Genomic DNA, 22,081 nt, shown 5'->3' on the forward strand with positions numbered 1-22,081 from the left:
TGGGGACCCCGCCGGGTGGTCGACGCGTTCGCCTCGACCTGGCCCGTGGCCTGCGCTGACCGCTGCGGTCGCAGCGTGAACGAACAGCCGCCACCGCCGCCGCCGGGAGCCCACCGTGACATCCGTTGGAGGGGTGCATGAGAAGGAGATCGAAGATCTACGCGGGGCTGGTGACCGTCATCGTCCCGGTTGCCTCGGTGATCATGATGCTCGGCGCGACACCGGCCGATGCCGCCGTCGGCGGTTCCGGGCCCTATCCCGCCGACTACGAGACGTCGGCCAGCCTGGCCAACCACACCATCTTCCGGCCCCAGACCCTCCCGTCCGAACGCCTCCCCATCTTCGTCTGGGGCAACGGCGGGTGCTCGGCCAACGGCCTCTCCCAGGGCAACTTCCTGCGCGAGATCGCCTCCCACGGTTTCCTCGCCATCGCCAACGGAGCCCCGAACGGGTCCGGCTCCACCACCTCCCAGATGCTCACCCAGTCCATCGACTGGGCAGTGGCGGAGAACTCCCGGCAGGGCAGCAAATACTTCAACAAGCTCGACACCACCAAGGTCGCCGTCGCGGGCTTCTCCTGCGGAGGGCTGGAGGCGTACGCCGTCTCGGCCGACCCGCGCGTCACCACGACCGGGATCTTCAGCAGCGGCCTGCTGAACGACGCCGACGACTACCAGCTCAGGAGGCTGACCAAGCCGATCGCCTACTTCATCGGCGGGCCCAGCGACATCGCCTACCCCAACGCCATGGACGACTGGGGCAAGCTGCCGACCGGGCTGCCCGCCTTCATGGGCAATCTCAACGTCGGTCACGGCGGCACCTACGACCAGGCCAACGGCGGCGAGTTCGGCCGCGTCGCGGTGCTCTACCTCAAGTGGCGCCTCAAGGGTGACACCACCGCAGGCGCCAACTTCGTCGGCCCCGACTGCGGCCTGTGCCGCAGCCAGTGGACCGTCCAGCAGAAGAACCTGACGCTCGACGGCGGCACGCCGCCCACCACGCCGCCACCCACGACACCTCCGCCCACGACGCCCCCGCCCAGCACACCTCCGCCCAGCACACCTCCGCCGACCACGCCGCCGCCCACCGGCACCCCGGCCTGCACCGCCGTCTACTCAGTCCAGGACCAGTGGAACGGCGGATTCGTCGCCACCGTGACCGTCACCGCGGGGACGTCCGCGCTCACCGGCTGGCGGGTCACCCTCACCCTGCCGAGCGGAGCTTCGGTCAGCTCGGTGTGGAACGGCGTCGCCAGCGGTACCAGCGGCACCATCACCGTCGCCAACCAGAGCTACAACGGACGACTGGCGGCAGGTCAGACCACCAGTTTTGGGTTCCAGGGCACCGGCAACGGCAGCGGCACCACCGCCACCTGCACCGGAAGCTGACGTAGGCCAGCTCTGCGGGTCGGCGCCGGGGGCGCCGGCCCGCAGAGCCGTTGTGCGCCCTTCCACTGCTGGCCGTGCGCACCCGGTCAGAGCGCACCGATCGGCATGCAAGACTGCCGCGGTGCCCTGGGAAGCTGCGATGCCGCCTCGCCCGCCCTCGAACCCCGTCGCGCTGATACCGGTCGACCGGTCGCACCGGGCGGTGCTCGGCAATCTGGGTCAGTTGTATCGCCATGACCTGTCAGAGGCGTACGGTCACGTCCCCAACGACGATGGCACGTTCAACGACCGGCCACTCGACCGGTTTCTCGCCGGCGTCGACCCCCAGCGCCGGGCATGGTTGATTACCGCGGCCGGCCGTACGGCAGGGTTCGTGATGACCACGCCGACCGAGGACGGCGGCAGGTCCGTCACCAGTTTCTTCGTCGTCCGCGCGCTGCGTCGCACAGGCGTCGGCCGTACCGCTGCCGTTCAGGTCATCGCACTGTGCCCCGGAAGGTGGAGTATCGGCTTCCAGCGTTACAACACCGGTGTCGAAGCGTTCTGGTCGCGGGTGGCAGAACAGGTCGTCGGGGACGCGTGGGAGGTCCACGACGGTGCGACTGCCGAAACGCGGCCCCCCGACACCTTTATCACCTTCACCACCTCCGGCTGACAGGATCGTCGCGGCCGGCGGGAGCTGCTCCCCGGCGGGTCATCGGCGGAGCGTGGCCGGTCGCGGCAACGGTCAGACCTGTCGCCACACCTGGAAGGTCTGCTGAACTCGCCACGTTCCGTCGGGCTGCTGTGCCTCGTTGCGCCAGCGGAACTCGTCGGCGCCGATGTCGGAGAAGGTCCACCGCAAATCACCGCCGTCGAGCACGATCTGCTCGCCGACGCGGGCGGCCCGGAAGGTGTGCGTCCGATGCCGGCCCGGCCCCACCCACGTCGAGCGCCAGATTCCCGGACCCGCCGTGGAATCGGGGAAACGCACGCTGACGCCGTGTTCGACGCCGGGCAGGATCCAGACATCGGTGGTCGCCCGACCGCCCAACGCGTACCCGAAGTGCCACTCGCCCCGGCGGACGGACGAGGACCCATCTGGGTCGTACTCGGTGCAGTCCAGTGCCCAGGAGCCCGTGAACTGTCCGAACAGGCTGAGGTCGACGCCATCGGCCGGGCCGTCCGCGAGGAAGGCGGCACCGACGGCGCGGGATGAGTCGCGAAGCATGTCAGAACGATAGCCACACCACCGAAGCGGGTGAGGTAGCTCGTGACGGCGGCCCGGAACTGGCGAATGAGCGCACGTTCGGAGAAGTCCGGTGTGAGCGAATGCCCGATACTGCTGGACGTGAGTGAAACGGCAGGCCCGGACCGCTGGAATGTGGCGAACACGGCCCTGCGGGCGGCTGCCGACCGGTTCACCGAGATGGTGGCCGCCGCGCCCTCGCCCACGGTCCTGGTCACCGACGACTGGACCCTCGCCGACACCGTCGCGCACGTGGTGTCGATCGCGGTGCTGTACGTGGCCAGACTGGAGGGCACCGAGGTCACCATCCGGGTGCCGGGCCTGGAGGACATGCTCGCCGTCACGAACGTCGACACGGTGGCCGACGTCAACAGCCACGTGCTCGCCCACTTCACCGAGCGGGAGCCGGAAGTCCTGCTGCCGCAGTTGAACACCGCGGTCGCCCGCCTCCTGGTCACGACCGCGGATCCGCGGTCGACGGTGAGTTGGCTGGGCAACGCGCGGGTGACCGCCGGCGGCCTGTTCGCCCATCTGACCAACGAGCTGCTCGTGCACGGCTGGGACATCGCGCGGGCGCTGCGCCGACCGTGGCCGATACCGGACGAACACGCCGCGCTCTACTGGGACCTGTTCATGTTCGACATGCTGCGCGACTCGTACGGGGTGCTGCTCAACACCGAGCTGCCGATGCCTCGCCACCACGTGTCGGTGCAGTTCCGATCGGCGTTCACGCCGACCACGACGCTGACGCTGGGCGACCGCAGGGTGTGGATCGCACCGCCCGACGCCCCGTTCGACGTGCGCGTGAGGTTCCAGCCCGCCCGGTTCAACCTGATGATGTTCGGCCGGATCAGCATCGCGCAGGCGATGCTGCGGCGCGACGTCGTCATCGGCGGGCCACGGCCGTGGCGGCTGCCCGCGTTCCTCCGGGTCGTCCACATGCCCAACGGTCGGCTCGCGCCGACGGGAACGGAGAGCGCCGATCGACGACGGAGCGACAGGCCGAACGGCAGCGCTGGCGACCGGTGATCGTCGTACGCCGCGACGGCCGGCCAGCTGTCAGCTGGCCCGGTAGGTGAGGTAGCGGCCCTCCGGCCAGCTGTGGAAGTTGTTGAGCTCGGTTGCCGGACCGCTGCAGTCGGGGGTCCGGTAGCCGGGCACCGAACCGAAGCCACCGCTCCAGGTGAGCATCCAGGCCGCGTCGGCCGGGACCTGGTGGCAGATGCCGTCGGGTGTGGCCAGCCTGCCGGCCACTTCGGTCGGGTAGCTCGAGTAGAAGACCAGGCCCTGGTCCGGGCTCTGAAACGGTTCGCCGGCCACCGCGGGCGACCCCGGCAGCGTCACGGCCAGCGCGGCGATCAGGACGGCGGCGAAACCCGCCGCGGTCCGGTGGGCGAATGTGCGCATGAGCGTCCTTCCCGGAACGGCGTTGAAAGAGCGGACCGAAAGCTGACTCGGTCCAGAGTCAGAGTGACACGCATCAATGTCTCAGTCCATCCGGGACGCCTTTCGACACGGATCGCGGCAGACACACGCGCTTGATCACGTCAAAGAGAAACCCTCAGGTCCCGCCCGGCCAGCTCGACGTCGGCCAAGGAAGGTCGCTGCCCGAGGGGCACCTGTGGCCCGCCTCTCGGTGACGCAGGTCGGCGGCCGGCGGCCTACGCGTGAGTGCCGCCGGTGATGCTGACCAACGCGTCGAGCAGCGGGAGCGGGTTGATGTAGTCGCGGTACGACAGGATCTGACCGTCCCGGACCCGGAACACGGCGATGACGATCTGCTCGAACGCCGCGCCGGTGGCGACGACGCTGCCGAGCGCCGCATTCACGATGTCACGGAGCGTGTCCAGGGGACATCGTAAGCGCCGCCGCGCGGGCGCGGTGTCCCGCTGCCGCGTCAGGAAACCGCTTACCCGAGGCTATTGACGGTCGTCACTGGCTGTCAGTACCGTGATGCGGGCAGCAAGAAAGCGCTTTCCGACCCTCACCGTCCGACAGGGAGCGCCCCCATGCCCAAACACCTGCGCGCGATCTGCCTCGCCCTGCTCACCGTCGCCACCGTGCTGAGCACCACCACCGCCCTGCCCGCCGAGGCCGCCCCGCGCTTCCGGGTGCTGGTCTTCTCGAAGATCACCAACTTCTACCACGACTCGATCCCGGCCGGCGTCGCCGCGATCCAGCAGCTCGGCGCCACTCACAACTTCGAGGTCGTCGCCACCACCGACGCGGGCGCCTTCACCGACGCCAACCTCGCCACCTTCGACGCCCTGGTCTTCAACAACACCAACTCCACCCCCGCCTCGGGTGACCTGCTCAACGCCAGCCAGCGCGCGGCGTTGCAGACGTTCATCCGCAACGGCGGCGGCTGGGCCGGCCTGCACGCCGCCTCGGCCAGCGAACGCGACTGGCCGTGGTACGAGGGCCTGGTCGGCACCATCTTCGACTACCACCCCGACTTCTCGGCCACCGGCGGCACGTACCCGGGCCGGGTCAAGGTCCTCGACCGCGCCCACCCCTCCACCCGCAACCTGCCGGAGCTGTGGGAGCAGAGCGAGGAGTGGTACAACTGGCGGACCAACCCGACCGGCAACGTGCACACCCTCGCGCAGATCAAGGTGCGCGACGGGATCAGCGGTCTGGACGAGGGCGTCGACCACGCGTACTCCTGGTGTCAGCGCTACGACGGCGGCCGGTCGTGGTTCACCGCCGGCGGGCACGCCAGCTCCCGGTTCAGCGAGCCGGCGTTCCTGGAGCATCTGCGCTACGGCATCGAGTGGGCCGCCGGCGCGGTCGCCGGCGACTGCTCCGCCACCAGGACCGGAAACTTCGAGCGGGTGGGCCTGGTCACCGAGAACCTCGCCGACCCCTTCGAGCTGGCCGTCGCCCCGGACCGGAAGGTCTACTACATCCAGCGCACCGGCGCGCTGAAGGTGGTCGACTCGAACACGCTCCAGGTCACCACGCTGCTGGACTTCGCCTACACCTCGGCGATGACCGACCAGTCCGACGGGCTGCTCGGGATGACCCTGGACCGCAACTTCGCCAGCAACGGCTGGGTCTACCTGCTCTGGTCCGACAAGACCCTCAAACAGCTCAACCTGTCCCGGTTCACGGTGGCGAACAACAGCGTCGCGCTGTCCTCGGAGAAGCGGCTGCTGACCGTTCCGACGTACCGCGGCGTGGGCCGGGCCAACTCGCACATGGGCGGCTCGCTGGCCATGGACGCGGCCGGTCGCCTGTACGCAGCGATCGGCGACAACACCGACCCGTTCGCCTCCAGCGGTTACACCCCCATCGACGAGCAGGCCGGCCGGGCCGCCTGGGACGCGCAGGGCACCGCCGGCAACACCAACGACCTGCGCGGCAAGATCCTGCGGATCACCCCGCAGGCCGACGGTACGTACACCGTGCCGAGCGGCAACCTCTTCCCGGCCGGCACGGCGAAGACCCGGCCGGAGATCTACGCGATGGGTATGCGCAACCCGTTCCGGATCACCATCGAGCCGCAGACGAACGCGGTGCTGGTCGGTGACTACGGCCCGGACGCCCGCGCCGCCGACCCCAACCGAGGTCCGGAGGGGACTGTCGAGTTCAACCGCATCACCGCCGCCGGCAACTACGGCTGGCCGTACTGCGTCGGCAACAACATCCCGTTCAACGACTACAACTTCGCCACCAGCACCTCCGGGGCGAAGTTCACCTGCGCGGCGCTGACGAACAACTCCCCCAACAACACCGGCCTGACCACCCTGCCGGCGGCGAAGTCGGCGCTGGTCTGGTACGCGTACTCCGCCTCCAGCCAGTTCCCGGAGGTGGGCACCGGGGGCGGCGGCCCGATGAGCGGGCCGGTCTACGACTACGACCCGGCCAACACCCGCACCACGAAGTTCCCGGAGTACTTCGACGGCAAGTGGATCACGTACGAGTTCACCCGCAAGTGGTTCAAGACGCTCTCGATCCACCGGACCGCGCAGACCTTCACCAACTCGCGCTTCGGTCCCACCGCGGTCGGCGACCTCCAGTCGATCAACGGAATCTTCGACAACATGAGCTGGATCCAGCCCTTCGAGGCGGAGTTCGGCCCGGACGGCTCGCTCTACGTCATCGACTTCGGCGAGGGCACCGGCAGCGGTCGTGGCGGCAGCAACGCCGGCGCCGGCATCTACCGGATCGACTACGTGGCCAACGGCCGACCGCCGACCGCGAAGATCGCCGCCACCCCGGACAGCGGACGCGCGCCGCTCGCGGTCAGCTTCTCCTCGGCCGGTACGGCGGCCGGTGACGGCTCGGCGCTCAGCTACGCCTGGGACTTCTCCAACGACGGCACCACCGACTCCACCGCCGCCAACCCGAGCTTCACCTACTCGACGGCCGGGAAGTTCACCGCCCGGCTGACCGTGCGCAACAGCGGCAACGGGTTGACCGCCAGCGCCGTCACCGACGTGGTGGTCGGCAACACCCGACCCACGGTGACCATCACCGTGCCCGACGGCGGGTTCTTCGACTTCGGCGACAAGATCCCCTACACGGTGATTGTCACCGACCCGGAGGACACCACCATCGACTGCGCCAAGGTGACCGTCCAGACCCAACTCGGCCACGACACGCACGCCCACCCGCTGGACGTCTACACCGGCTGCTCGGGACTGCTCGCGACCGAGGCGGACGCCGGTGACGGCCACGGGCCGGGGCAGAACCTCTACACCGTCGTCACCGCGCAGTACACCGACGGCGGCGCGGCCGGCGGCGTACCGGCGCTGACCGGCTCGACCCGGGCGCAGCTGCAACCCAAGAGCAAGGAGGCCGAGCACTTCAGCGGCCAGTCCGGCCTCACCGTTAACGACCGGACCACCGCCCGCGCCGGCAAGCGGCTCGGCGACGTCGACCACAACGACTGGGCGGCGTACGGGCCGGTGGACCTGCGCAACATCGGCTCGGTGACGCTCGGGGTGACCAACGGCGGGCTCGGCGGCGTCATCGAGCTGCGCACCGGCTCCCCCACCGGCACCCTGATCGGCTCGGCCACCATCGGCTCGACCGGCGGGTGGGACAACCTGGTCTCGCCCACCGTCACGCTGACCAACAAACCCACCGGCACCACAGTCCTGTACGTGAAGTTCGTCAACGCCGCACAGGTCGGCGGCACACCGGACCTGCTCTCACTCGACTGGCTGCGGTTCAACGGGGCCGGCGTCAAGCAGGAACCGGGCGGGACGCTGTCGCTCGCGGCCAACCCGGCCAGCGGCACCGCGCCGCTGACCACCACGCTGACCGCCACCGCGACGGCACCGTCGGGGCAGAGCATCACCGACTACGCCTGGGACTTCGGCGACAACAGCGCCGTCACGCACGGCGCGACCCTGCGGTCGACGAGTCACAGCTACACGCGCAAGGGGACCTTCACCGCCCGGGTGACGGTCACCTACACCAGTGGCGAGACCCGCTCGCTCAACCTGACCGTCACGGTCACCTGACCACGAGCCGGTGGCGGGGGGGTCATCCCGCCCGCCCGCCACCGTCGACAGCGTCAGGGCCTCCAACCGCCGGCTGGAGGTCGTCTTGCCGGACTTTCGCGATGCTCAACTCCAGTCGGCGACCGAAGAATCTGGCGAAGTCCTCCAGAGAGTCCGATCGGAGGATCTCCCCGGAGCGATCCAGAATGGCCACTGCTCCGGATGGCAGGTCGAACAGGTACCCGACGGTCACCTCGCCGCGGATGAGGATGAAGACCTGCGGCACCTCCGCCACAACAACCGTTGGAATCTCCTGCATCGACGGTCTGCGAGTCAGCCGCAACTCCGCATCTTGATGACCTGCCATGTCGTCCTCCTGGCCTCGACCGCCGTTCCGAACGTCAACCTGTCATTCCTGTAAAGCCTGTAAATATAGAAAGGGGTAGCCAGACACCTTGCGCAATCTCGGTGTTTTGCTGACCCGGTGCCGTACGAGCAGCCGCTGTGGCGACAGATCCGGGATGATCTGAGAGCCAAGATCAAGGCAGGGATCTATCCCGCTGGATCCAAGCTGCCTTCTGTGCGTCTGTTGGCGGACGAGTACGACACCTCGCACATGACCGTCAGGCGGGCCATCGACACCATGATCGAGAGTGGTGAACTGATCGGCAGGGCCGGTAGAGGGATCTTCGTATCGGCGAAACCCACCTGAGCGAACCGCAACGCAGCCACGGTGCTGTGACATATTGCCCACACCCGGGGGCAGCGGGTCCGGCAGCCGATACCTACAGTCGGGCCATGAGCACCGACACCGCCGCGCGGGTCTGGCTCCCCGACCGGGGCGCTGAGCAGATCGCGCATCCCGGGGGCAATCTGTACGCCCACCTGTGTCGCGTCAGCGATCGACTCGCCGCGCTCGGCTGCGACAGCGACGTACAGGCCGCAGGCCTCACCCACGCCGTCTACGGCACCGACGGGTTCGACCTCACCCTGCTCGATCGGGCCGATCGTGCGGTCCTGCGGGATCTGATCGGCGCCGACGGCGAGGAGCTTGTCTATCTGTACGGCGCCTGCGATCGGGAACGCAGTTGGCGGGAGCTGGCCGCGACCGGCCAGGTGTTCGACCGATTCGTGGGTCAGGTGATAACGACGAGTGGGGCTCGACGTCGGTCGCTCATCGACCTGAGCATCGTCAACGAACTGGACGTCATCGAGCACGATCGCGCGGTGGCCGAGCGGCACGGCGCCTACTTCCGGGCACTGTTCGCCTCCTGGGCCCCGGCGGCCTCCGCACCGGTCATCCACGATGCGCAGCGGGTCCTGGGGGCGTGACACCCGGACGCGTACGCGTGCGAGCCGTCTACCCCGGCACCTTCGATCCCTTCACCCCCGGGCATGTGAGCGTGGTGAACCGGGCACGCGAGCTCTTCGACGAAGTGGTCGTGCTCGTCGCGGTCAACAGCAGCAAGCGTCCGGGCACCGACGAAGTGCGGCGGGCGGGCGCTGTACGGGCCATCCTGCCGGTCGAGTGGACGTCCGTCACCGTTGTGGCCTGGAACGGGTTGACCTCCACCTACTGCCGCCGCCACGACGTGGGAGTGATCGTCCGAGGCGTGCGCAACACCACCGATTTTCGATACGAGCACCAACTCGCCGCGATGAACCAGTCGCTGGGTGTTCCCACGGTGTTCCTGCCCGCGCAGCCCGAACTGGCCGCCATGTCGTCTACCGCGGTGCGCACGCTGGGGCGCTGACGTGCCCTGGCGGGTGTGCGGCACGTGATCTTCGCGGGCCCGCCCGTTCGAGGCGGCCCCGGCGGCGCTGATCGTTTCCGCCGGCTCGTCGTAGGGAACTGCTCGGGTAGAGGCCCCGAGCGCCACCGGTGCTCGGGCTGATCCTGCCGTTGAAGTGCTCGGCCACGAAGGCCACGCCGGTCTGGCACGTGCCGTGCCAGGTCGGGGGCACGGGCATCTTCTTGGCGAACGAGGCGCTCTCCGGCCAGATGCCGGTGTCCAGGACGCCGATCACGGTGCCCGCGCCGGTGGCGGGACCGGGCTTGACCGGCTTGGTGGTGTGGTCCGAAGGCCCACCCGCTATGGCCAAAACCGCACCACGGCGATGACACCGGCGATGACGATCGCGGGCAGCACCACGTAGATCACCAGAAGCACCCACGGCAGCAGCCGGAACGCCCTGGCCATAGGGCTTTCCGGTGGGGTGTAACGGACGGGGGCCTGCAGGCCCGACCGCTCCCAGACCAGCCCGGCCGCGTCCGTGAACCGGATCCTCGCCCGCCCGACGTGTGCCGCGTGACCGGTCAGCTCGAAGCTCACGGTCTCGGACTTCTCCACGACGGCGAAGCGCCGCCCCCCGCGTGCCGTCACCATGCCCACCGCTTCCCGCCGACGGCCTGGCCAGCGGTGGGTCTCCTCCCAGGCGACGTCGACATGGACGTCGAAGATCGGGGCGGAACTGTGGTTGACGAGCGTCACCGTCGCCGGGTTCGTCGAGTCGTAGACCCTGACGCCCGTACTGTCGTCGCCCTCGAGGGTCAGCACGGGAATGACCAGGCGGGCCTGAGCCCCCTCGCGGCTCTCCTGTTCCTCTCGACGGACCCGGGTCTCGTGACGGAACAGCAGACCGGTGAAGATGACGGCGAAGGTCGACATGACCAGCCCGGCCAGGCTCCCCCAGGCCTGCATCCAGTCCGTGATCTTCGGAACTTCGGCGGCTAGCACCGGAACAGGGTAGGTACGAAACGCCGCTGTGCCTATGGGCCCGGTCAGATCGCGAAGCGGCCCTGCCGCCACTGCCAGTGGCGGCCGGCCGTCAGGTGGTCGACGATCGCCCGTTGCAGAACGGTGCGGCGCGGCAGTTGGTCGAGCGGCGTGCTCAGGGTACGGAACACGAACCGCAGCACCTCGACGTCGGCGTCCAGCCCCTCGGGCTCCTCGTAGGGCTCCAGCTCGAACCGTCGCTGGAAGCGGATGATGTTGGATTCCTCGGGGAGGTATTCCCGCAACTGCGGGTCGAGCAGCCACGAGCCGCAGGAGAACGCCGTGTAGTGCTCGTCGGGAAAGTGGCGCGGGAAGAAGGCGCGGGCCTCGTCGAGCGACGCCGAGACCGCTTGCGGGGTCAGCGGCCCCGAGTCGGGGATGTGCAGGCCGATGGCGCCGTCGCCGCGGTGGTGCTGCAACCGGCCCAGCTCGTATACGGCGCCACGCACGTGCAGCGTCAACCAGCTCTGCATGACCGGCCACCCCTCGCCGCGCATGCGCCGGTCGATGGCGAGGTTGCGGCCCAGGTCGGCGAGGGTCGCCCAGGACACGGCCTCGGGGACGTCGTGGTCGCGGTGGTACCCCCGGACGACACCGACGAGGGCGAGGTACGCGTACACGTAGAGATGCCGCCAGGCGGGGCCCCGTTCGCGCGGCAGCTCCGGGCCGGGCGGCAGCCAGACGTAGCCGCCGAGATCGGCGCGGACCAGGGCGATCGAGCGGTCGAGGAGCCAGCGTAGCTCCGGAGTCCACAGTGGCGAGTCGAGGTCGGGCCAGCCGGCCATGATCTCGGCGGCGTCGTCCGGGGGGACCGCGAGCCGGTCGAGGATCGCGAGCGCGTCGGCCTTGGCGGGCAGCGGAGCCGACGGCCGGTCGCCGGCGAGGCGGTGCACGCGCTCGACCGCCTCGACGGGCACCCCGAGCCGGGCGGCGGTGTCGTCCACATCCACCGGGCGACTCTACCGCCGGTCGACGTTGCCGCACGGCCCGCATCGCCTCGCCAGCGTCACGGAAGACGCCTCCAGAGCAGGGTGAGCATTCCGGCGAGAGCCAGGCCGAGCAGCGGGGCGACGCCGATCCCGGCGAGCGTGCAGGCGACCGCGACCAGCGCCGGCGGCATCCAGCACCAGGCCGGCACGGTCCGCGCGGTCCGGCCGCGCCGGCGGGCCGCGGCCTCGGTCGCCATCGGCACCACCAGCACCGGCAGCGCGGCGGCCAACAGGGTCAACCAGGGCAGCACGAGACGGTCGAAGCGCGCCACCGCCAGCAGCCCGCCGAGCAGCGCGACGGCGACCATCGCGGGGCGGGCCGGCACCCGCGGCGCCAGGCCGCGCACCGCCAGAGCACCGGAGTACGTCGTGGTCAGCGCCGCCGCGAAGACCGCCACCGCGACGAACAGATTCGCGTACGCCGCCAGTCCCGAACCGGCGGCGAGCAGCGCGACCACGTCCGCCGAGCCGGTTCGCAGCCACAGGCCGGCGCCCGCGAGCACCCCGAGCAGCGCGGGCCCGATCAGCAGGCCCACGCACCAGGCCAGGTCCCGCCGTCGGGCGAGGTCGACGCTGAAGTCCGGGGCGCGCAGCGCGAACACCGCGGCGTACCCGATCAGCGCAGCGGCGTCGGCGAGCCCGCCGGCGGCGACACGGACCGGAGCACCCGGTGGCGGCAGCACGGTCAGGCACCAGCCGACCAGCACCACCGCGCTGAGGGTGGTGACGACCGCGACCCGGTTGCCGAGCCGGGCCGGCGCCCAGGAGACGGCGAGGACCGCCACCTCCAGCAGCGCCGGCCCGGCCCAGCCCGGCAGGTGCGTCAGAGCGGCGAGGGAGGCGCCGCCGAGCCCGACGTTGAAACCGTTCCAGCCGATCATGGACACAGTCAGCACGGCCGCCAGCAGCAGCCGCGAGGTGTCGCCCAGGTAGGCGGGCAGCACCGCGGTAAGCGTTCCGCCGTCGCCGAGCGGCCGGCGCAGGCCGATCCGGCCCTGCCCCCACAGCAGCGCCGCCATCAGCACCCCGCCGACCAGCAGGCCGGTCACCGGCACCGGGCCACCGTGCCGGGCGGCCATCGCCGCACCGAGCACGAGGGTGGCCGGCGCGGTGCCGATGCCCAGCCAGGCGCCGACCGCCGCCGGCCACCGCCGTTCGGGAGCCTCAGACAACGTGGCGCAGGTAGCCGGTGATCGCCGCGTCCAGCACCTCCGCGCCCGGACGCGCCCACACCTCTGCGGAGAAGACCTCCACCTCGATCGGGCCGACGTAACCGGCCGCGTCCACGGCCTCGCGCAGCCGACGCAGCTCGATGCAGCCGTCACCGGGCAGCGCCCGACCCAGCAACACGCCCTCCGGCAGCGGAGTCACCCAGTCGCAGACCTGGAAGGCGGCGATCCGGGCCCCCGCGCGGGCGATCTGCGCGTACACCGTGTCGTCCCACCAGACGTGGTACGCGTCCACGACCACGCCGACCACCGCCGGGTCGAACCGCTCGGCGATGGCCAGCGCCTGGCCGAGGGTCGCGATCACGCACCGGTCGGCGCTGAACATCGGGTGCAGCGGCTCGATCGCCAGCCGCACCCCGGCAGCCGCCGCGTACGGTGCCAGCTCGCCGATCGCGTCGGCGACCCGGGCCCGAGTGCCGTCGATGTCCCGACTGCCGGGCGGCAACCCGCCGGAGACCAGCACCAGCTCGGGCGCGCCCAGGACGGCCGCCTCCTCGATGGCCCGCAGGTTCTCCGCACGCCAGTCGTCGCCGGAGAAGAAGCCGCCCCGGCACAGCGAGGTGACGGCGAGACCCGCGTCCCGGACCAGCTTCGCCGAGCGGGCCAGCCCGTACTGCGTCACCGGCTCCCGCCACAGCCCGATGCCCGGCACGTTGGCCGCCACACAGCCGGCGACCACCTCGGGCAACGGCCAGTGCTGGGCGGTCGCCTGGTTGAACGAGAACCGCTCCAAACTCATTGCTCCACACCCGCCACGGTGAAGAACGACCGCGCGCGGGCGGCGGCCAGGTCGGCGTCGGGCAGCAGCCCGGCCGCGTCGGCCAGGGTGAGCAGGGTCGCCAGGTGCGCCGGGGACCGCCCGGACTGCGCGCCGCCGACCATGGTGAAGTGGTCCTGGTGACCGGCCAGCCAGGCCAGGAACACGATCCCCGTCTTGTAGTGCCAGGTCGGCGCCGCGAACAGGTGCCGGGCCAACGGCACGGTCGGCGCGAAGATCTCGTCGTACGCCGCCAGGTCGCCCCGGTCGAGGGCCGCCAGCGCGGCGGCGGCGGCCGGCGCGATCGCCGCGAACACCCCGAGCAGCGCGTCAGAGTGGCCCACCTCGTCACCCCGGATCAGCTCCGGGTAGTGGAAGTCGTCGCCGGTGTAGAGGCGTACCCCCGCCGGTAGCCGGCGGCGCAGCGCGACCTCCCGGCCGGCGTCGAGCAGCGACACCTTGACACCGTCCACCGTGGACTGGTGCGCCTTGATCAGCTCGATGACCGTGTCGGCGGCCAGATCCAGATCGACAGATCCCCAGTAACCGGTCAGCGCCGGGTCGAACATCGGCCCGAGCCAGTGCAGCACCACCGGTTCCCCGGCGGCGGTCAGCAGCTCGTCGTACACCCGCAGGTAGTCCTCGGGGCCGCGGGCGGCGGCGGCCAGGTGCCGGCTGCACATCAGCACCGGCCGGGCGCCGGCCGCGCGGACGTCGTCGAGCTGTTCGCGGTACGCGGCGGCGACCGCCGCCAGGGTCGCCGGGCCGGCCGGCAGCTGGTCGGTGCCGACACCCGCGACGATCCGGCCGCCCACGGCGCGGGCCTCGGCGGCGCTGCGCCGGATCAGCTCCCGGGTCGCCGGATAGTCCAGGCCCATCCCCCGCTGGGCGGTGTCCATCGCCTCGGCGACCCCCAGCCCGTACGACCAGAGGTGCCGCCGGAACGCGAGGGTGGTGTCCCAGTCCACCGCCGCCGCGGCCCCCGGCACGTTCTCCGCGCCCGGGTCGGCGACCACGTGCGCGGCGGCGTACGCGATCCGGCCGGTCGCCGGGGCGGCCGGGCCGGCGAAGCCGCTCCCCCCGGCCAGCCGGTGTCGCCGCCCGCCCGGCAGCACCACGTCGGCGGCGCTCATGCGCGCAGCTCCGGAACCTGGACGCGGACGCCCTCGCGGGCCGCGCGCAGCCCCAGCTCGGCGAGCTGAACGCCGCGCGCGCCGGCCAGGAAGTCCCACTGGAACGGCTCGCCGGCCACGACGTGCCGCAGGAACGCCTCCCACTGCACCCGGAAGCCGTTGTCGAACTCCTCGTTGTCGGGCACCTCGGCCCACTGGGCGCGGAAGTCCTCGGTGACCGGCAGGTCCGGGTTCCACACCGGTTTCGGGGTGACCGCCCGGTGCTGCACCCGGCAGTTGCGCAGTCCGGCGACGGCGCTGCCCTCGGTGCCGTCGACCTGGAACTCCACCAGCTCGTCGCGGTACACCCGCACGCCCCAGGACGAGTTGATCTGCGCGATGATCCCGCCGTCGAGTTCGAAGATGGCGTACGCGGCGTCGTCGGCGGTGGCCGCGTAGGTGCGGCCGTCCTCGTCGACCCGCTCGGGCACGTGGGTGGCGGTCACGCAGGAGACCGCGTTGACCCGGCCGAACAGCTCCTCCAGCACGTAGTGCCAGTGCGGGAACATGTCGGACGTGATCCCGCCGCCGTCCTCGGCCCGGTAGTTCCAGGACGGGCGCTGGGCCGGCTGCCAGTCGCCCTCGAAGACCCAGTAGCCGAACTCGCCCCGCACCGAGAGGATCCGGCCGAAGAAGCCGCCGTCGATGAGCCGCTTGAGCTTGCGCAGACCGGGCAGGAACAGCTTGTCCTGCACGACGCCGGTGCGGACGCCGGCCGCCTCGGCGGCCCGGGCCAGGTCGAGCGCGCTGGCAGTGTCCTCGGCCAGGGGCTTCTCGGTGTAGATGTGCTTGCCGGCCTCGATCGCCTGGCGGATCGCCTTCTCGCGCTGCTGGGTGACCTGGGCGTCGAAGTAGATCTCGACGTCGTCACGGGCCAGCGCCGAGGTCAGGTCGGTGGTCCAGTCGGTGAGGCCGTGCCGTTCGGCGAGCTCGCGCAGCTTCGTCTCGTTACGCCCGACCAGGACCGGTTCCGGCCAGATGGTCGTGCCGTCGGCCATTGGCACGCCGCCGGACTCGCGGATGGCAAGCAGGGACCGGACGAGGTGCTGGCGGTAGCCCATCCGTCCGGTCACGCCGTTGACGATGATGCCGATGGACCTGCGGGTCATGGTGTTCCTTCCGTCGTGCTGGTCATGCCGATCCGCGTTCAGTGGTTGGCGGCCGCGCTGCCGAGCAACCCGCGCAGTTCGGTGGCGAGCCGGTCGAAGCGGGGGTCCGACATCACCTGCGCGTAGTCGCGGTGCGCCGGCAGCTCGACCGGGAAGGTGCGGATGATCCGGCCGGGCCGGGCACTCATCACCACGACCCGGGTGCCGAGGAAGACCGCCTCGGCGATGGAGTGGGTGACCAGCACCACAGTGGTGCCGGTCTCCCGCCAGATGCGGTGCAGCTCGGCGTTCATCTGCTCCCGGGTCAGCGCGTCCAGGGCGCCGAAGGGCTCGTCCATGAGCAGCACCGGCGGGGCGTGCAGCAGCGCGCGGCACAGCGCCACCCGCTGCTGCATGCCGCCGGACAGCTCGTGCGGCAACGCCTTCTCGAAGCCGGTCAGGCCGGTCATCTCGATCAGCTCGTCGGCGCGGCGGGCCGCCCGTGCCCGGTCCATGCCCCGCATCTCGGCCTGGAGCAGGATGTTGGCCCGCGCGCCGCGCCACTCGAGCAGCGCGGCCTTCTGGAAGACGAAGCCGATCTCCTTCTGCGGGCCGCGTACCGGGCGCTCCAGCAGCGACACCTCGCCGCTGGTGGGCTTGACCAGCCCGGCGACGATCTTCAGGAGGGTGGACTTGCCGCAGCCGGACGGGCCGACGATGGTGACGAACTCCCCCGGCTCGATGTCGAGGGACACGTCGTCGAGGGCGGTGGTCTGCGACCGCCGGGTGGTGAACCGGACGGTCACCCCGGACATCCCGATGGCGGTGCCGGTCGCTGCCGGCGCGGCGCTCACCGGGTCACCCCTGCGCCGCGTACGAGGAGTCCCAGTACGCGTTGGGCGCCCCCGGGTCCTTCAGCTCGGCGTAGCGCGACATCAGGTCGATGGTCTCGGACCACTGGGCCTCGGTGTTGACCCCGGGCGGGCCGTCCGGGCCGAGCAGCGGCAGGTTGAGGGTGAGCTGTTTGGTGAGCACCTCCGGGGCGGGCTCGTTCTCGGCGAGCGCGACCATGGCGCTCACCGCGCCGGCGGGGTCGCGGGCGGCGTCGGCCCAGGACTTCTGGGTGGCCCGGACGAACTTGCGGGCCAACTCCGGGTCCTTCTGCAGGGTCTGCGTGTTGGCGATCAGGCCGGTGCCGAGCAGGTTCATCCCGTAGTCGGCGAAGAGCAGCACGTCGACCTTCTTGCCGGTCTTGCTCTCGATGGTCGGGGCCTGGTCGTGGAAGAAGCCCATGATGGCGTCGACCTTGCCCTCGGCGAGCGCGGCGATCTTGCCGGCGGCGTCCACGTTGACCACCTTGACGTCGTCCTTCTTGAGGCCGTTCTTCTCCAGCCAGGCTGGGAAGGTCGCGTAGAGGGCGTCGCCGGGGGTGCCGCCGACGGTCTTGCCCTTCAGGTCGGCCGGGGTCTTGATGTTCTTCTCGGTGAAGAACTCGACCGAGGAGGGGCCCTTTTCCAGGTACGCGCCGAGGCTGCGCACCGGCATTCCGCTGGCCACGGACTTGAGCAGCACCGGGCTGTCGGCCCAGCCGAAGTCGGTCTGCTTCTGGGCGACCTGCTTGACCGTGTTGCCGGAGCCGTTGCCGGGCAGGATCTTCAGGTCGATGCCCTCGGCGGAGTAGTAGCCCTTCTGCAGGCCGTAGTAGAAGGGAGCGTGCTCGCCGTACGGCACCCAGTTGAGGGTGAGGGTGACCTGTTTGCTGCCGTCGGCGCCGGTCTTGCCCGTGGAGTCGTCCGCACCGCAGCCGGTGGCGGAAAGGAGCAGGGCGGCGGTGGCCAGGATGGTGGTGGCGGTGCGTTTCATCGGTGCCTCCGTGATGGGGTCGGTCAGGAGGTGGTGAGGGACACGCCGGCGCGACGGCTGGCGTGCCACGGGATGAGCAGTGCCTCGGCGATCTCGACCAGGACGAACAGGACGATGCCGATGGCGGACATCAGGATCAGGTCGGCGAACAGCAGTGGGGCGTCGAGGTTGCCGTTGGCCAGCAAGAGGACGTAGCCGAGCCCTTCGCTGGCGCCGACGAACTCGCCGACCACGGCACCGACCACGGCGAGGGTGACGGCCACCTTGAGGCCGGCCATCAGGTGCGGCAACGCGTTCGGAAAGCGGATCTTGCGGAAGGTGCGCCACGGCCCGGCGCCCATGGTGGCGGAGAGGTCGAGCAGCTCCGGGTCGGTGGACCGCAGGCCGGCCACCCCGGAGATGACCACCGGGAAGAACGCGATGAGCACGGCCAGGATGATCTTCGGGGTGAGGCCGAGACCGAACCAGACCACCAGCAGCGGCGCGATGGCGATCTTCGGGATGACCTGTGCGAACAGGACGATCGGGTAGAGCGCCTTGTCCAGGGTGCGCGAGTAGGCGATGGCGACAGCGGTGGCCAGCCCCAGCGCGGCGGCCAGCACGAAGCCGAGCACCGTCTCGTAGAGCGTGACCATGGTGTGCCGGGCCAACTCGGACCACTGGTCGGTCATCGTGGTCCAGACCTGACCGGGAGTGGGCACCAGGTAGTTCGGCACGTACTCCCGGGCGGCGACGAACCACCAGGCGGCGAAGAAGGCGACCAGCACCAGCGCCGGTCGCCACAGCGAGTCGGCGAGGGCGGCCGCGCGCCGACCGAGCGTCGGGCGTGGTGGACGGCCACCGCCAGGCGGCGGTGGCACCACCGTGGACGACGTCGGGCCGTCGACGACCGCCGGCGCACCGACGCTTCCGGGCCCGGAAGCGGGCTCGGAGGCGGCTGCCCGCGCACCGCTCGCCTGGTCGGCGGCGGCCGGCCGGCCCGCCGTGTCCAAAGAGTTCTCGGTCACGCGGAACCTCCTCGGGGGCCCGGCACGGCACTCGTGGAGCGGGCCGGTCGGCGGATCAGGCAAACGCTTTCCTGGAGCGTAGGCGGCCCCCTCACGCCGGGCAAGGCCTTTCCTCGATCTATTCGTCGATCGGCCCGGCGCCGCACGCGCCGGGCCACTTCGAGATCACCTCGACCTCCCGAAGACGGCTGTCGGGACACCCCGACGTCAGTGTTCGAGGAGATCAGAACAGTCCAACCTGGACCGACGGCGCCGTCAGCCGCCAGCCGGGTAGGTGTCGAGGAGGCCGCACATTCCGAGCCGGCCCCGCTCGACCGGCTCGGTCACCGCGTACACCCCGGCGTCGCCCAGGTGCCCGGGATCCCCCCGCCCCAGGGCGTCGAGCTGCACGGCGGTGTCGGCGGCGGCACGGCCGGCGCCGGACTCCCACCGCTGCCGCCAGCGCGTCAGCAACGGCCGGCGCAGCGCGATCGCGGCGGCGTGGAACGCGGCCAGCGCCGCCGGCCCGCCGGACCGCAGCGCCGAGAAGCCGGTCACCGCCAGATCCCGCCGCCGGTACGCGGCGCGCACGTCCGCGCCCGGCGCTCCCCCGCCGGGCAGCGCCGCCGCCGCGGCGTACGCCGCCGGATCGGCCAGCACCTCGGGTGGGAAGGTCAGCACCGCGTCGCCGGCCTCGGGCAGTCCGCTGTTCTGCATGAGCACCACGATGCTCAGCCCGCCCCCGTTCACCAGGCGGTGCACGGTGCCCGGCTCGAACCAGACCACCACCCCCGGCCGCAGCGGCGTCTCCCGGAAGCCGGCCGTGGTCAGGGTCTGCACCGCGCCCTCGCCGTCGGTCACCACGTACCCCTCGGTGCAGCACAGGTGCACGTGCGGGGTGCCACCGACCACGCCGTCCGGCGCGACCGTGTCGTAGACGCGCAGCCGGGAGACGCCGATCCCGCCGGGAAGCGCCGCGAAGCGATCGGACATGGCCGGGCCTCCCTGCGGGAAAGGGCTTTCTCTGCGGTACGGTGACGCTAGCCGGCGCGGCGAAACGCCGTCAACAGACCGAGGGGGCGGGCCATGGCGACCCTGTCCGACGTGGCGCGGCGCGCGGGCGTCTCACCCGCCACCGCCTCCCGCGTCATCAACGGCAGCAGCAAACCGGTCACCGACGAGCTGCGCGAACGGGTGCTCGCCGCCGTCGCCGAGTTGCAGTACGTGCCCAACGCGCACGCCCAACTGCTGGCCCGCTCGCACCGCAGCGCGGTCGGCGTGATCGTGCACGACGTCTCCGACCCGTACTTCGCCGAGATCACCCGAGGGCTGCAACGGGTCGCCACGGACCAGGGCCGGCTGCTGATGATCTGCAACAGCTACCGCGACCCGGATCGCGAGCTGGAGTACGTAGAGCTGCTGCGCGGCCACCAGGTGGCGGCGCTGATCCTGGCCGGCTCCGGCTACCACGACGAGGCGTTCACCCGGCACCTCAACGAGAAGCTCGCCGCGTACGAGGCGACCGGCGGGCGGGTCGCGGTCATCGGCCGCCACGAGCACTCCGGCGACGCCGTCATGCCGGACAACCGGGCCGGCGGTCACCTCGCCGGTCGCGAACTGTGCGAGCTGGGGCACCGGGCGATCGGCGTGGTCGCGGGCCCCCGCATCCTCACCACCACCACCGATCGGCTGGCCGGGCTCAAAGAGGCCCTCGCCGAGCAGGGCCGCGAGCTGCCCGAGCGCCGCATCCGGTACGCCGAGTTCGACCGCGACGGCGGCGCCGAGGCCACCGCCCGGCTGCTCGACGCCGACCCCGGGCTGACCGCGATCGTGGCCCTCAACGACTCGATGGCCATCGGCGCCCTCGCCACCCTGCGGGCCCGCTCGCTGGCGGTGCCGCAGCAGGTCTCCGTGGTCGGCTTCGACGACATGCCGATCGCCCGGGACGTGACACCCGCGCTGACCACCGTCCGGCTGCCACTTGTCGACATGGGAGTCCGGGCGATGTCCCTGGTGCTTGGCGCGGAGGCGCCGGCGCCCCGGGTCGAGGTGCTCCCCGCCGAGCTGATCCGCCGCGACACGTCCGGGCCGGCGCCGGAGCATCGGCGCGAGACGGCAGGGTCGGCGCCCCGCGCCCGGCGGGCCGACGCCGCCTCGTGACCCGGGTCAGCCCCGCGGCGTCCCGTCACGACGGTCGACGGGGCGTACCGGTCCGCGGATGGAGGACGAGCGGGAGCACCCGGCGGCGCTGCTCGACGAGGAGATCACCGCGCTCGGCCGGAACTGACCACGCACGGCGCGGGCCGCGCGGGTGGCGGCCGACGCGGGGTCGGCCGCCACCCGGGTGGGTCAGGGCAGGTCGATCGGGCGCAGCACCCGGTCCACGGTGTGCGCGATCTGCCGGTTGCCCTTGTTGACGTCGAACGCGACCACGCGTGCGTCACGGTCGTTGGTGTCGGCGTCGACCAGCCGCAGCTGGCGGAAGATGTGCCAGTAGGTGCGGACGTCGACCTCGACGGTCGGGCCGAGGGCGGTGGTCAGCTCCGCGCCGTCGGCCTTGAGGGCCGCCCGGCGGTCGATGGTCGCGCCCGGCACGACGTGGTAGAGCAGCACCGTCTCCACGGTGTCGATGCCCAGACCGGCGACCGCCGCGAACGCGGCGCTCTCACCGGGCAGCTTCCGGGCGTGGGTCAGCTCGCGCACCAGCTGCTGGAACGCGGCGTCGTTGGGCAGGAACGCGGTCAGTGCGACGGTGCCGTCCGTGAGCACCTTCACCGGCGAGTTCGGCTTGGCCTCGAGCACCGCCAGCACGGCCGCGGTCAGTACGTCGAAGTCCCGCGAGTTGCGGTCGAAGCCGCTCGTGTCCTTCGTGAGCACCTGGGCGAGCGACTTCGTGCCGAGCGGCTTGGCCTTACCGGTCGCCTGGGCCGGCACGGCCACGGCGGTGGTGGCCAGCGCGGTGGCCACGGCGCCCACCGCCATCCGGGCGGCGAATCGTGCGATCTTCATCAACGGGCCTTTCGTCGAAGCGACGGATCCGTGACGTCTCGTCACGACACATGCTTCGCGGCCTGCACACCGCCCGGATGCAGCCACCGCCGGGAAAGTTCGACAGTCGAAATCCGCTGTCCCCACCCGGAGCGCCGCGCGT

The 22,081-nt window shown here is 71.2% G+C and carries 23 protein-coding genes; 8 read left to right on the plus strand and 15 right to left on the minus strand.

The window, feature by feature from the left end:
- Positions 1–137 precede the first annotated feature (137 nt).
- On the plus strand, positions 138–1,388 hold the full coding sequence (locus ABZU46_RS09915) for a cellulose binding domain-containing protein (protein ID WP_354856069.1): 1,251 nt from the start codon (positions 138–140) through the stop codon (positions 1,386–1,388).
- A gap of 121 nt (positions 1,389–1,509) precedes the next feature.
- Entirely contained in the window at positions 1,510–2,043 is a 534-nt protein-coding gene (locus tag ABZU46_RS09920) for a GNAT family N-acetyltransferase (protein ID WP_354856070.1), read from the plus strand.
- A gap of 72 nt (positions 2,044–2,115) precedes the next feature.
- On the opposite strand, the gene ABZU46_RS09925 is transcribed toward ABZU46_RS09920, so the two are convergent.
- Positions 2,116–2,598: a hypothetical protein gene (locus tag ABZU46_RS09925; RefSeq protein ID WP_354856071.1), complete on the minus strand. Its 483-nt coding sequence runs from the start codon at positions 2,596–2,598 to the stop codon at positions 2,116–2,118.
- Between the two features lie 120 nt (positions 2,599–2,718).
- Here ABZU46_RS09925 and ABZU46_RS09930 point away from each other — a divergent pair, with 120 nt between their 5' ends.
- Entirely contained in the window at positions 2,719–3,645 is a 927-nt protein-coding gene (locus tag ABZU46_RS09930) for a maleylpyruvate isomerase N-terminal domain-containing protein (RefSeq protein WP_354856072.1), read from the plus strand.
- A 30-nt stretch (positions 3,646–3,675) separates the two neighbouring features.
- Here the strand turns inward: ABZU46_RS09930 and ABZU46_RS09935 are convergent, their stop codons facing one another.
- Positions 3,676–4,023, minus strand: a complete 348-nt coding sequence (locus ABZU46_RS09935; RefSeq protein WP_354856073.1) for a hypothetical protein — start codon at positions 4,021–4,023, stop codon at positions 3,676–3,678.
- A 254-nt stretch (positions 4,024–4,277) separates the two neighbouring features.
- Positions 4,278–4,445, minus strand: a complete 168-nt coding sequence (locus ABZU46_RS09940; RefSeq protein ID WP_354856074.1) for a hypothetical protein — start codon at positions 4,443–4,445, stop codon at positions 4,278–4,280.
- Positions 4,446–4,625: 180 nt separating this feature from the next.
- On the opposite strand from ABZU46_RS09940, the gene ABZU46_RS09945 reads away from it, so the two are divergent.
- Complete coding sequence (locus ABZU46_RS09945) at positions 4,626–8,090, plus strand: ThuA domain-containing protein (RefSeq protein WP_354856075.1); 3,465 nt, start codon at positions 4,626–4,628, stop codon at positions 8,088–8,090.
- Between the two features lie 22 nt (positions 8,091–8,112).
- Here ABZU46_RS09945 and ABZU46_RS09950 read toward each other — a convergent pair whose 3' ends face one another.
- On the minus strand, positions 8,113–8,388 hold the full coding sequence (locus ABZU46_RS09950) for a hypothetical protein (RefSeq protein WP_354856076.1): 276 nt from the start codon (positions 8,386–8,388) through the stop codon (positions 8,113–8,115).
- A gap of 165 nt (positions 8,389–8,553) precedes the next feature.
- Here ABZU46_RS09950 and ABZU46_RS09955 point away from each other — a divergent pair, with 165 nt between their 5' ends.
- From ABZU46_RS09955 to coaD, 3 genes are all read left to right on the plus strand, one after another.
- Positions 8,554–8,781, plus strand: coding sequence for a GntR family transcriptional regulator (locus ABZU46_RS09955; protein ID WP_354856077.1), 228 nt, complete (start codon positions 8,554–8,556; stop codon positions 8,779–8,781).
- Positions 8,782–8,867: 86 nt separating this feature from the next.
- Entirely contained in the window at positions 8,868–9,401 is a 534-nt protein-coding gene (locus ABZU46_RS09960; protein WP_354856078.1) for a DUF6817 domain-containing protein, read from the plus strand.
- A gap of 17 nt (positions 9,402–9,418) precedes the next feature.
- Positions 9,419–9,823 (plus strand): pantetheine-phosphate adenylyltransferase, encoded by a 405-nt coding sequence (gene coaD, locus ABZU46_RS09965; RefSeq protein ID WP_354856079.1) that lies wholly within the window; start codon positions 9,419–9,421, stop codon positions 9,821–9,823.
- Between the two features lie 339 nt (positions 9,824–10,162).
- On the opposite strand, the gene ABZU46_RS09970 is transcribed toward coaD, so the two are convergent.
- The 10 genes from ABZU46_RS09970 to ABZU46_RS10015 all read right to left on the minus strand — a co-directional run bounded on the left by ABZU46_RS09970 (position 10,163) and on the right by ABZU46_RS10015 (position 19,923).
- Positions 10,163–10,807 (minus strand): hypothetical protein, encoded by a 645-nt coding sequence (locus tag ABZU46_RS09970; protein ID WP_354856080.1) that lies wholly within the window; start codon positions 10,805–10,807, stop codon positions 10,163–10,165.
- Positions 10,808–10,851: 44 nt separating this feature from the next.
- The gene (locus ABZU46_RS09975; RefSeq protein ID WP_354856081.1) at positions 10,852–11,796 is read right to left on the minus strand and encodes an acyltransferase domain-containing protein; all 945 of its coding nucleotides are present in this window, start codon (positions 11,794–11,796) and stop codon (positions 10,852–10,854) included.
- A 56-nt stretch (positions 11,797–11,852) separates the two neighbouring features.
- Complete coding sequence (locus ABZU46_RS09980; RefSeq protein WP_354856082.1) at positions 11,853–13,007, minus strand: hypothetical protein; 1,155 nt, start codon at positions 13,005–13,007, stop codon at positions 11,853–11,855.
- Positions 13,000–13,803, minus strand: coding sequence for a sugar phosphate isomerase/epimerase family protein (locus ABZU46_RS09985; protein ID WP_354856083.1), 804 nt, complete (start codon positions 13,801–13,803; stop codon positions 13,000–13,002). Before ABZU46_RS09985 ends, ABZU46_RS09980 begins: the two co-directional genes overlap by 8 nt.
- Positions 13,800–14,954, minus strand: coding sequence for a dihydrodipicolinate synthase family protein (locus ABZU46_RS09990; RefSeq protein ID WP_354856084.1), 1,155 nt, complete (start codon positions 14,952–14,954; stop codon positions 13,800–13,802). Before ABZU46_RS09990 ends, ABZU46_RS09985 begins: the two co-directional genes overlap by 4 nt.
- Positions 14,951–16,102: a Gfo/Idh/MocA family oxidoreductase gene (locus tag ABZU46_RS09995; RefSeq protein ID WP_354856085.1), complete on the minus strand. Its 1,152-nt coding sequence runs from the start codon at positions 16,100–16,102 to the stop codon at positions 14,951–14,953. Before ABZU46_RS09995 ends, ABZU46_RS09990 begins: the two co-directional genes overlap by 4 nt.
- A gap of 38 nt (positions 16,103–16,140) precedes the next feature.
- Positions 16,141–16,935, minus strand: a complete 795-nt coding sequence (locus ABZU46_RS10000) for an ABC transporter ATP-binding protein (RefSeq protein ID WP_354856086.1) — start codon at positions 16,933–16,935, stop codon at positions 16,141–16,143.
- 4 nt (positions 16,936–16,939) lie between these two features.
- On the minus strand, positions 16,940–17,944 hold the full coding sequence (locus tag ABZU46_RS10005) for an ABC transporter substrate-binding protein (protein WP_354856087.1): 1,005 nt from the start codon (positions 17,942–17,944) through the stop codon (positions 16,940–16,942).
- Between the two features lie 23 nt (positions 17,945–17,967).
- Positions 17,968–18,951 (minus strand): ABC transporter permease, encoded by a 984-nt coding sequence (locus ABZU46_RS10010; RefSeq protein WP_354856088.1) that lies wholly within the window; start codon positions 18,949–18,951, stop codon positions 17,968–17,970.
- A 255-nt stretch (positions 18,952–19,206) separates the two neighbouring features.
- Positions 19,207–19,923 carry a cupin gene (locus ABZU46_RS10015; protein ID WP_354856089.1) on the minus strand — a complete coding sequence of 239 codons (717 nt, stop codon included), beginning with the start codon at positions 19,921–19,923 and terminating at the stop codon, positions 19,207–19,209.
- Between the two features lie 93 nt (positions 19,924–20,016).
- Here ABZU46_RS10015 and ABZU46_RS10020 point away from each other — a divergent pair, with 93 nt between their 5' ends.
- Positions 20,017–21,090: a LacI family DNA-binding transcriptional regulator gene (locus tag ABZU46_RS10020; RefSeq protein WP_354856090.1), complete on the plus strand. Its 1,074-nt coding sequence runs from the start codon at positions 20,017–20,019 to the stop codon at positions 21,088–21,090.
- 189 nt (positions 21,091–21,279) lie between these two features.
- Here ABZU46_RS10020 and ABZU46_RS10025 read toward each other — a convergent pair whose 3' ends face one another.
- Positions 21,280–21,939 (minus strand): fasciclin domain-containing protein, encoded by a 660-nt coding sequence (locus ABZU46_RS10025; protein ID WP_354856091.1) that lies wholly within the window; start codon positions 21,937–21,939, stop codon positions 21,280–21,282.
- Positions 21,940–22,081 lie beyond the last annotated feature (142 nt).

This window comes from Micromonospora sp. NPDC005197 (assembly GCF_040608295.1).
Lineage (GTDB): Bacteria > Actinomycetota > Actinomycetes > Mycobacteriales > Micromonosporaceae > Micromonospora.

Excerpts from the sequence above, each read along its gene's own strand:
- ABZU46_RS09915 (WP_354856069.1), top strand. The coding sequence starts at position 138 with ATGAGAAGGAGATCGAAGATCTACGCGGGGCTGGTGACCGTCATCGTC.
- ABZU46_RS09925 (WP_354856071.1), bottom strand. The coding sequence starts at position 2,598 with ATGCTTCGCGACTCATCCCGCGCCGTCGGTGCCGCCTTCCTCGCGGAC.
- ABZU46_RS09935 (WP_354856073.1), bottom strand. The coding sequence starts at position 4,023 with ATGCGCACATTCGCCCACCGGACCGCGGCGGGTTTCGCCGCCGTCCTG.
- ABZU46_RS09945 (WP_354856075.1), top strand. The coding sequence starts at position 4,626 with ATGCCCAAACACCTGCGCGCGATCTGCCTCGCCCTGCTCACCGTCGCC.
- ABZU46_RS09950 (WP_354856076.1), bottom strand. The coding sequence starts at position 8,388 with ATGCAGGAGATTCCAACGGTTGTTGTGGCGGAGGTGCCGCAGGTCTTC.
- ABZU46_RS09960 (WP_354856078.1), top strand. The coding sequence starts at position 8,868 with ATGAGCACCGACACCGCCGCGCGGGTCTGGCTCCCCGACCGGGGCGCT.
- ABZU46_RS09985 (WP_354856083.1), bottom strand. The coding sequence starts at position 13,803 with ATGAGTTTGGAGCGGTTCTCGTTCAACCAGGCGACCGCCCAGCACTGG.
- ABZU46_RS09990 (WP_354856084.1), bottom strand. The coding sequence starts at position 14,954 with ATGAGCGCCGCCGACGTGGTGCTGCCGGGCGGGCGGCGACACCGGCTG.
- ABZU46_RS09995 (WP_354856085.1), bottom strand. The coding sequence starts at position 16,102 with ATGACCCGCAGGTCCATCGGCATCATCGTCAACGGCGTGACCGGACGG.
- ABZU46_RS10005 (WP_354856087.1), bottom strand. The coding sequence starts at position 17,944 with ATGAAACGCACCGCCACCACCATCCTGGCCACCGCCGCCCTGCTCCTT.
- ABZU46_RS10015 (WP_354856089.1), bottom strand. The coding sequence starts at position 19,923 with ATGTCCGATCGCTTCGCGGCGCTTCCCGGCGGGATCGGCGTCTCCCGG.
- ABZU46_RS10020 (WP_354856090.1), top strand. The coding sequence starts at position 20,017 with ATGGCGACCCTGTCCGACGTGGCGCGGCGCGCGGGCGTCTCACCCGCC.
- ABZU46_RS10025 (WP_354856091.1), bottom strand. The coding sequence starts at position 21,939 with ATGAAGATCGCACGATTCGCCGCCCGGATGGCGGTGGGCGCCGTGGCC.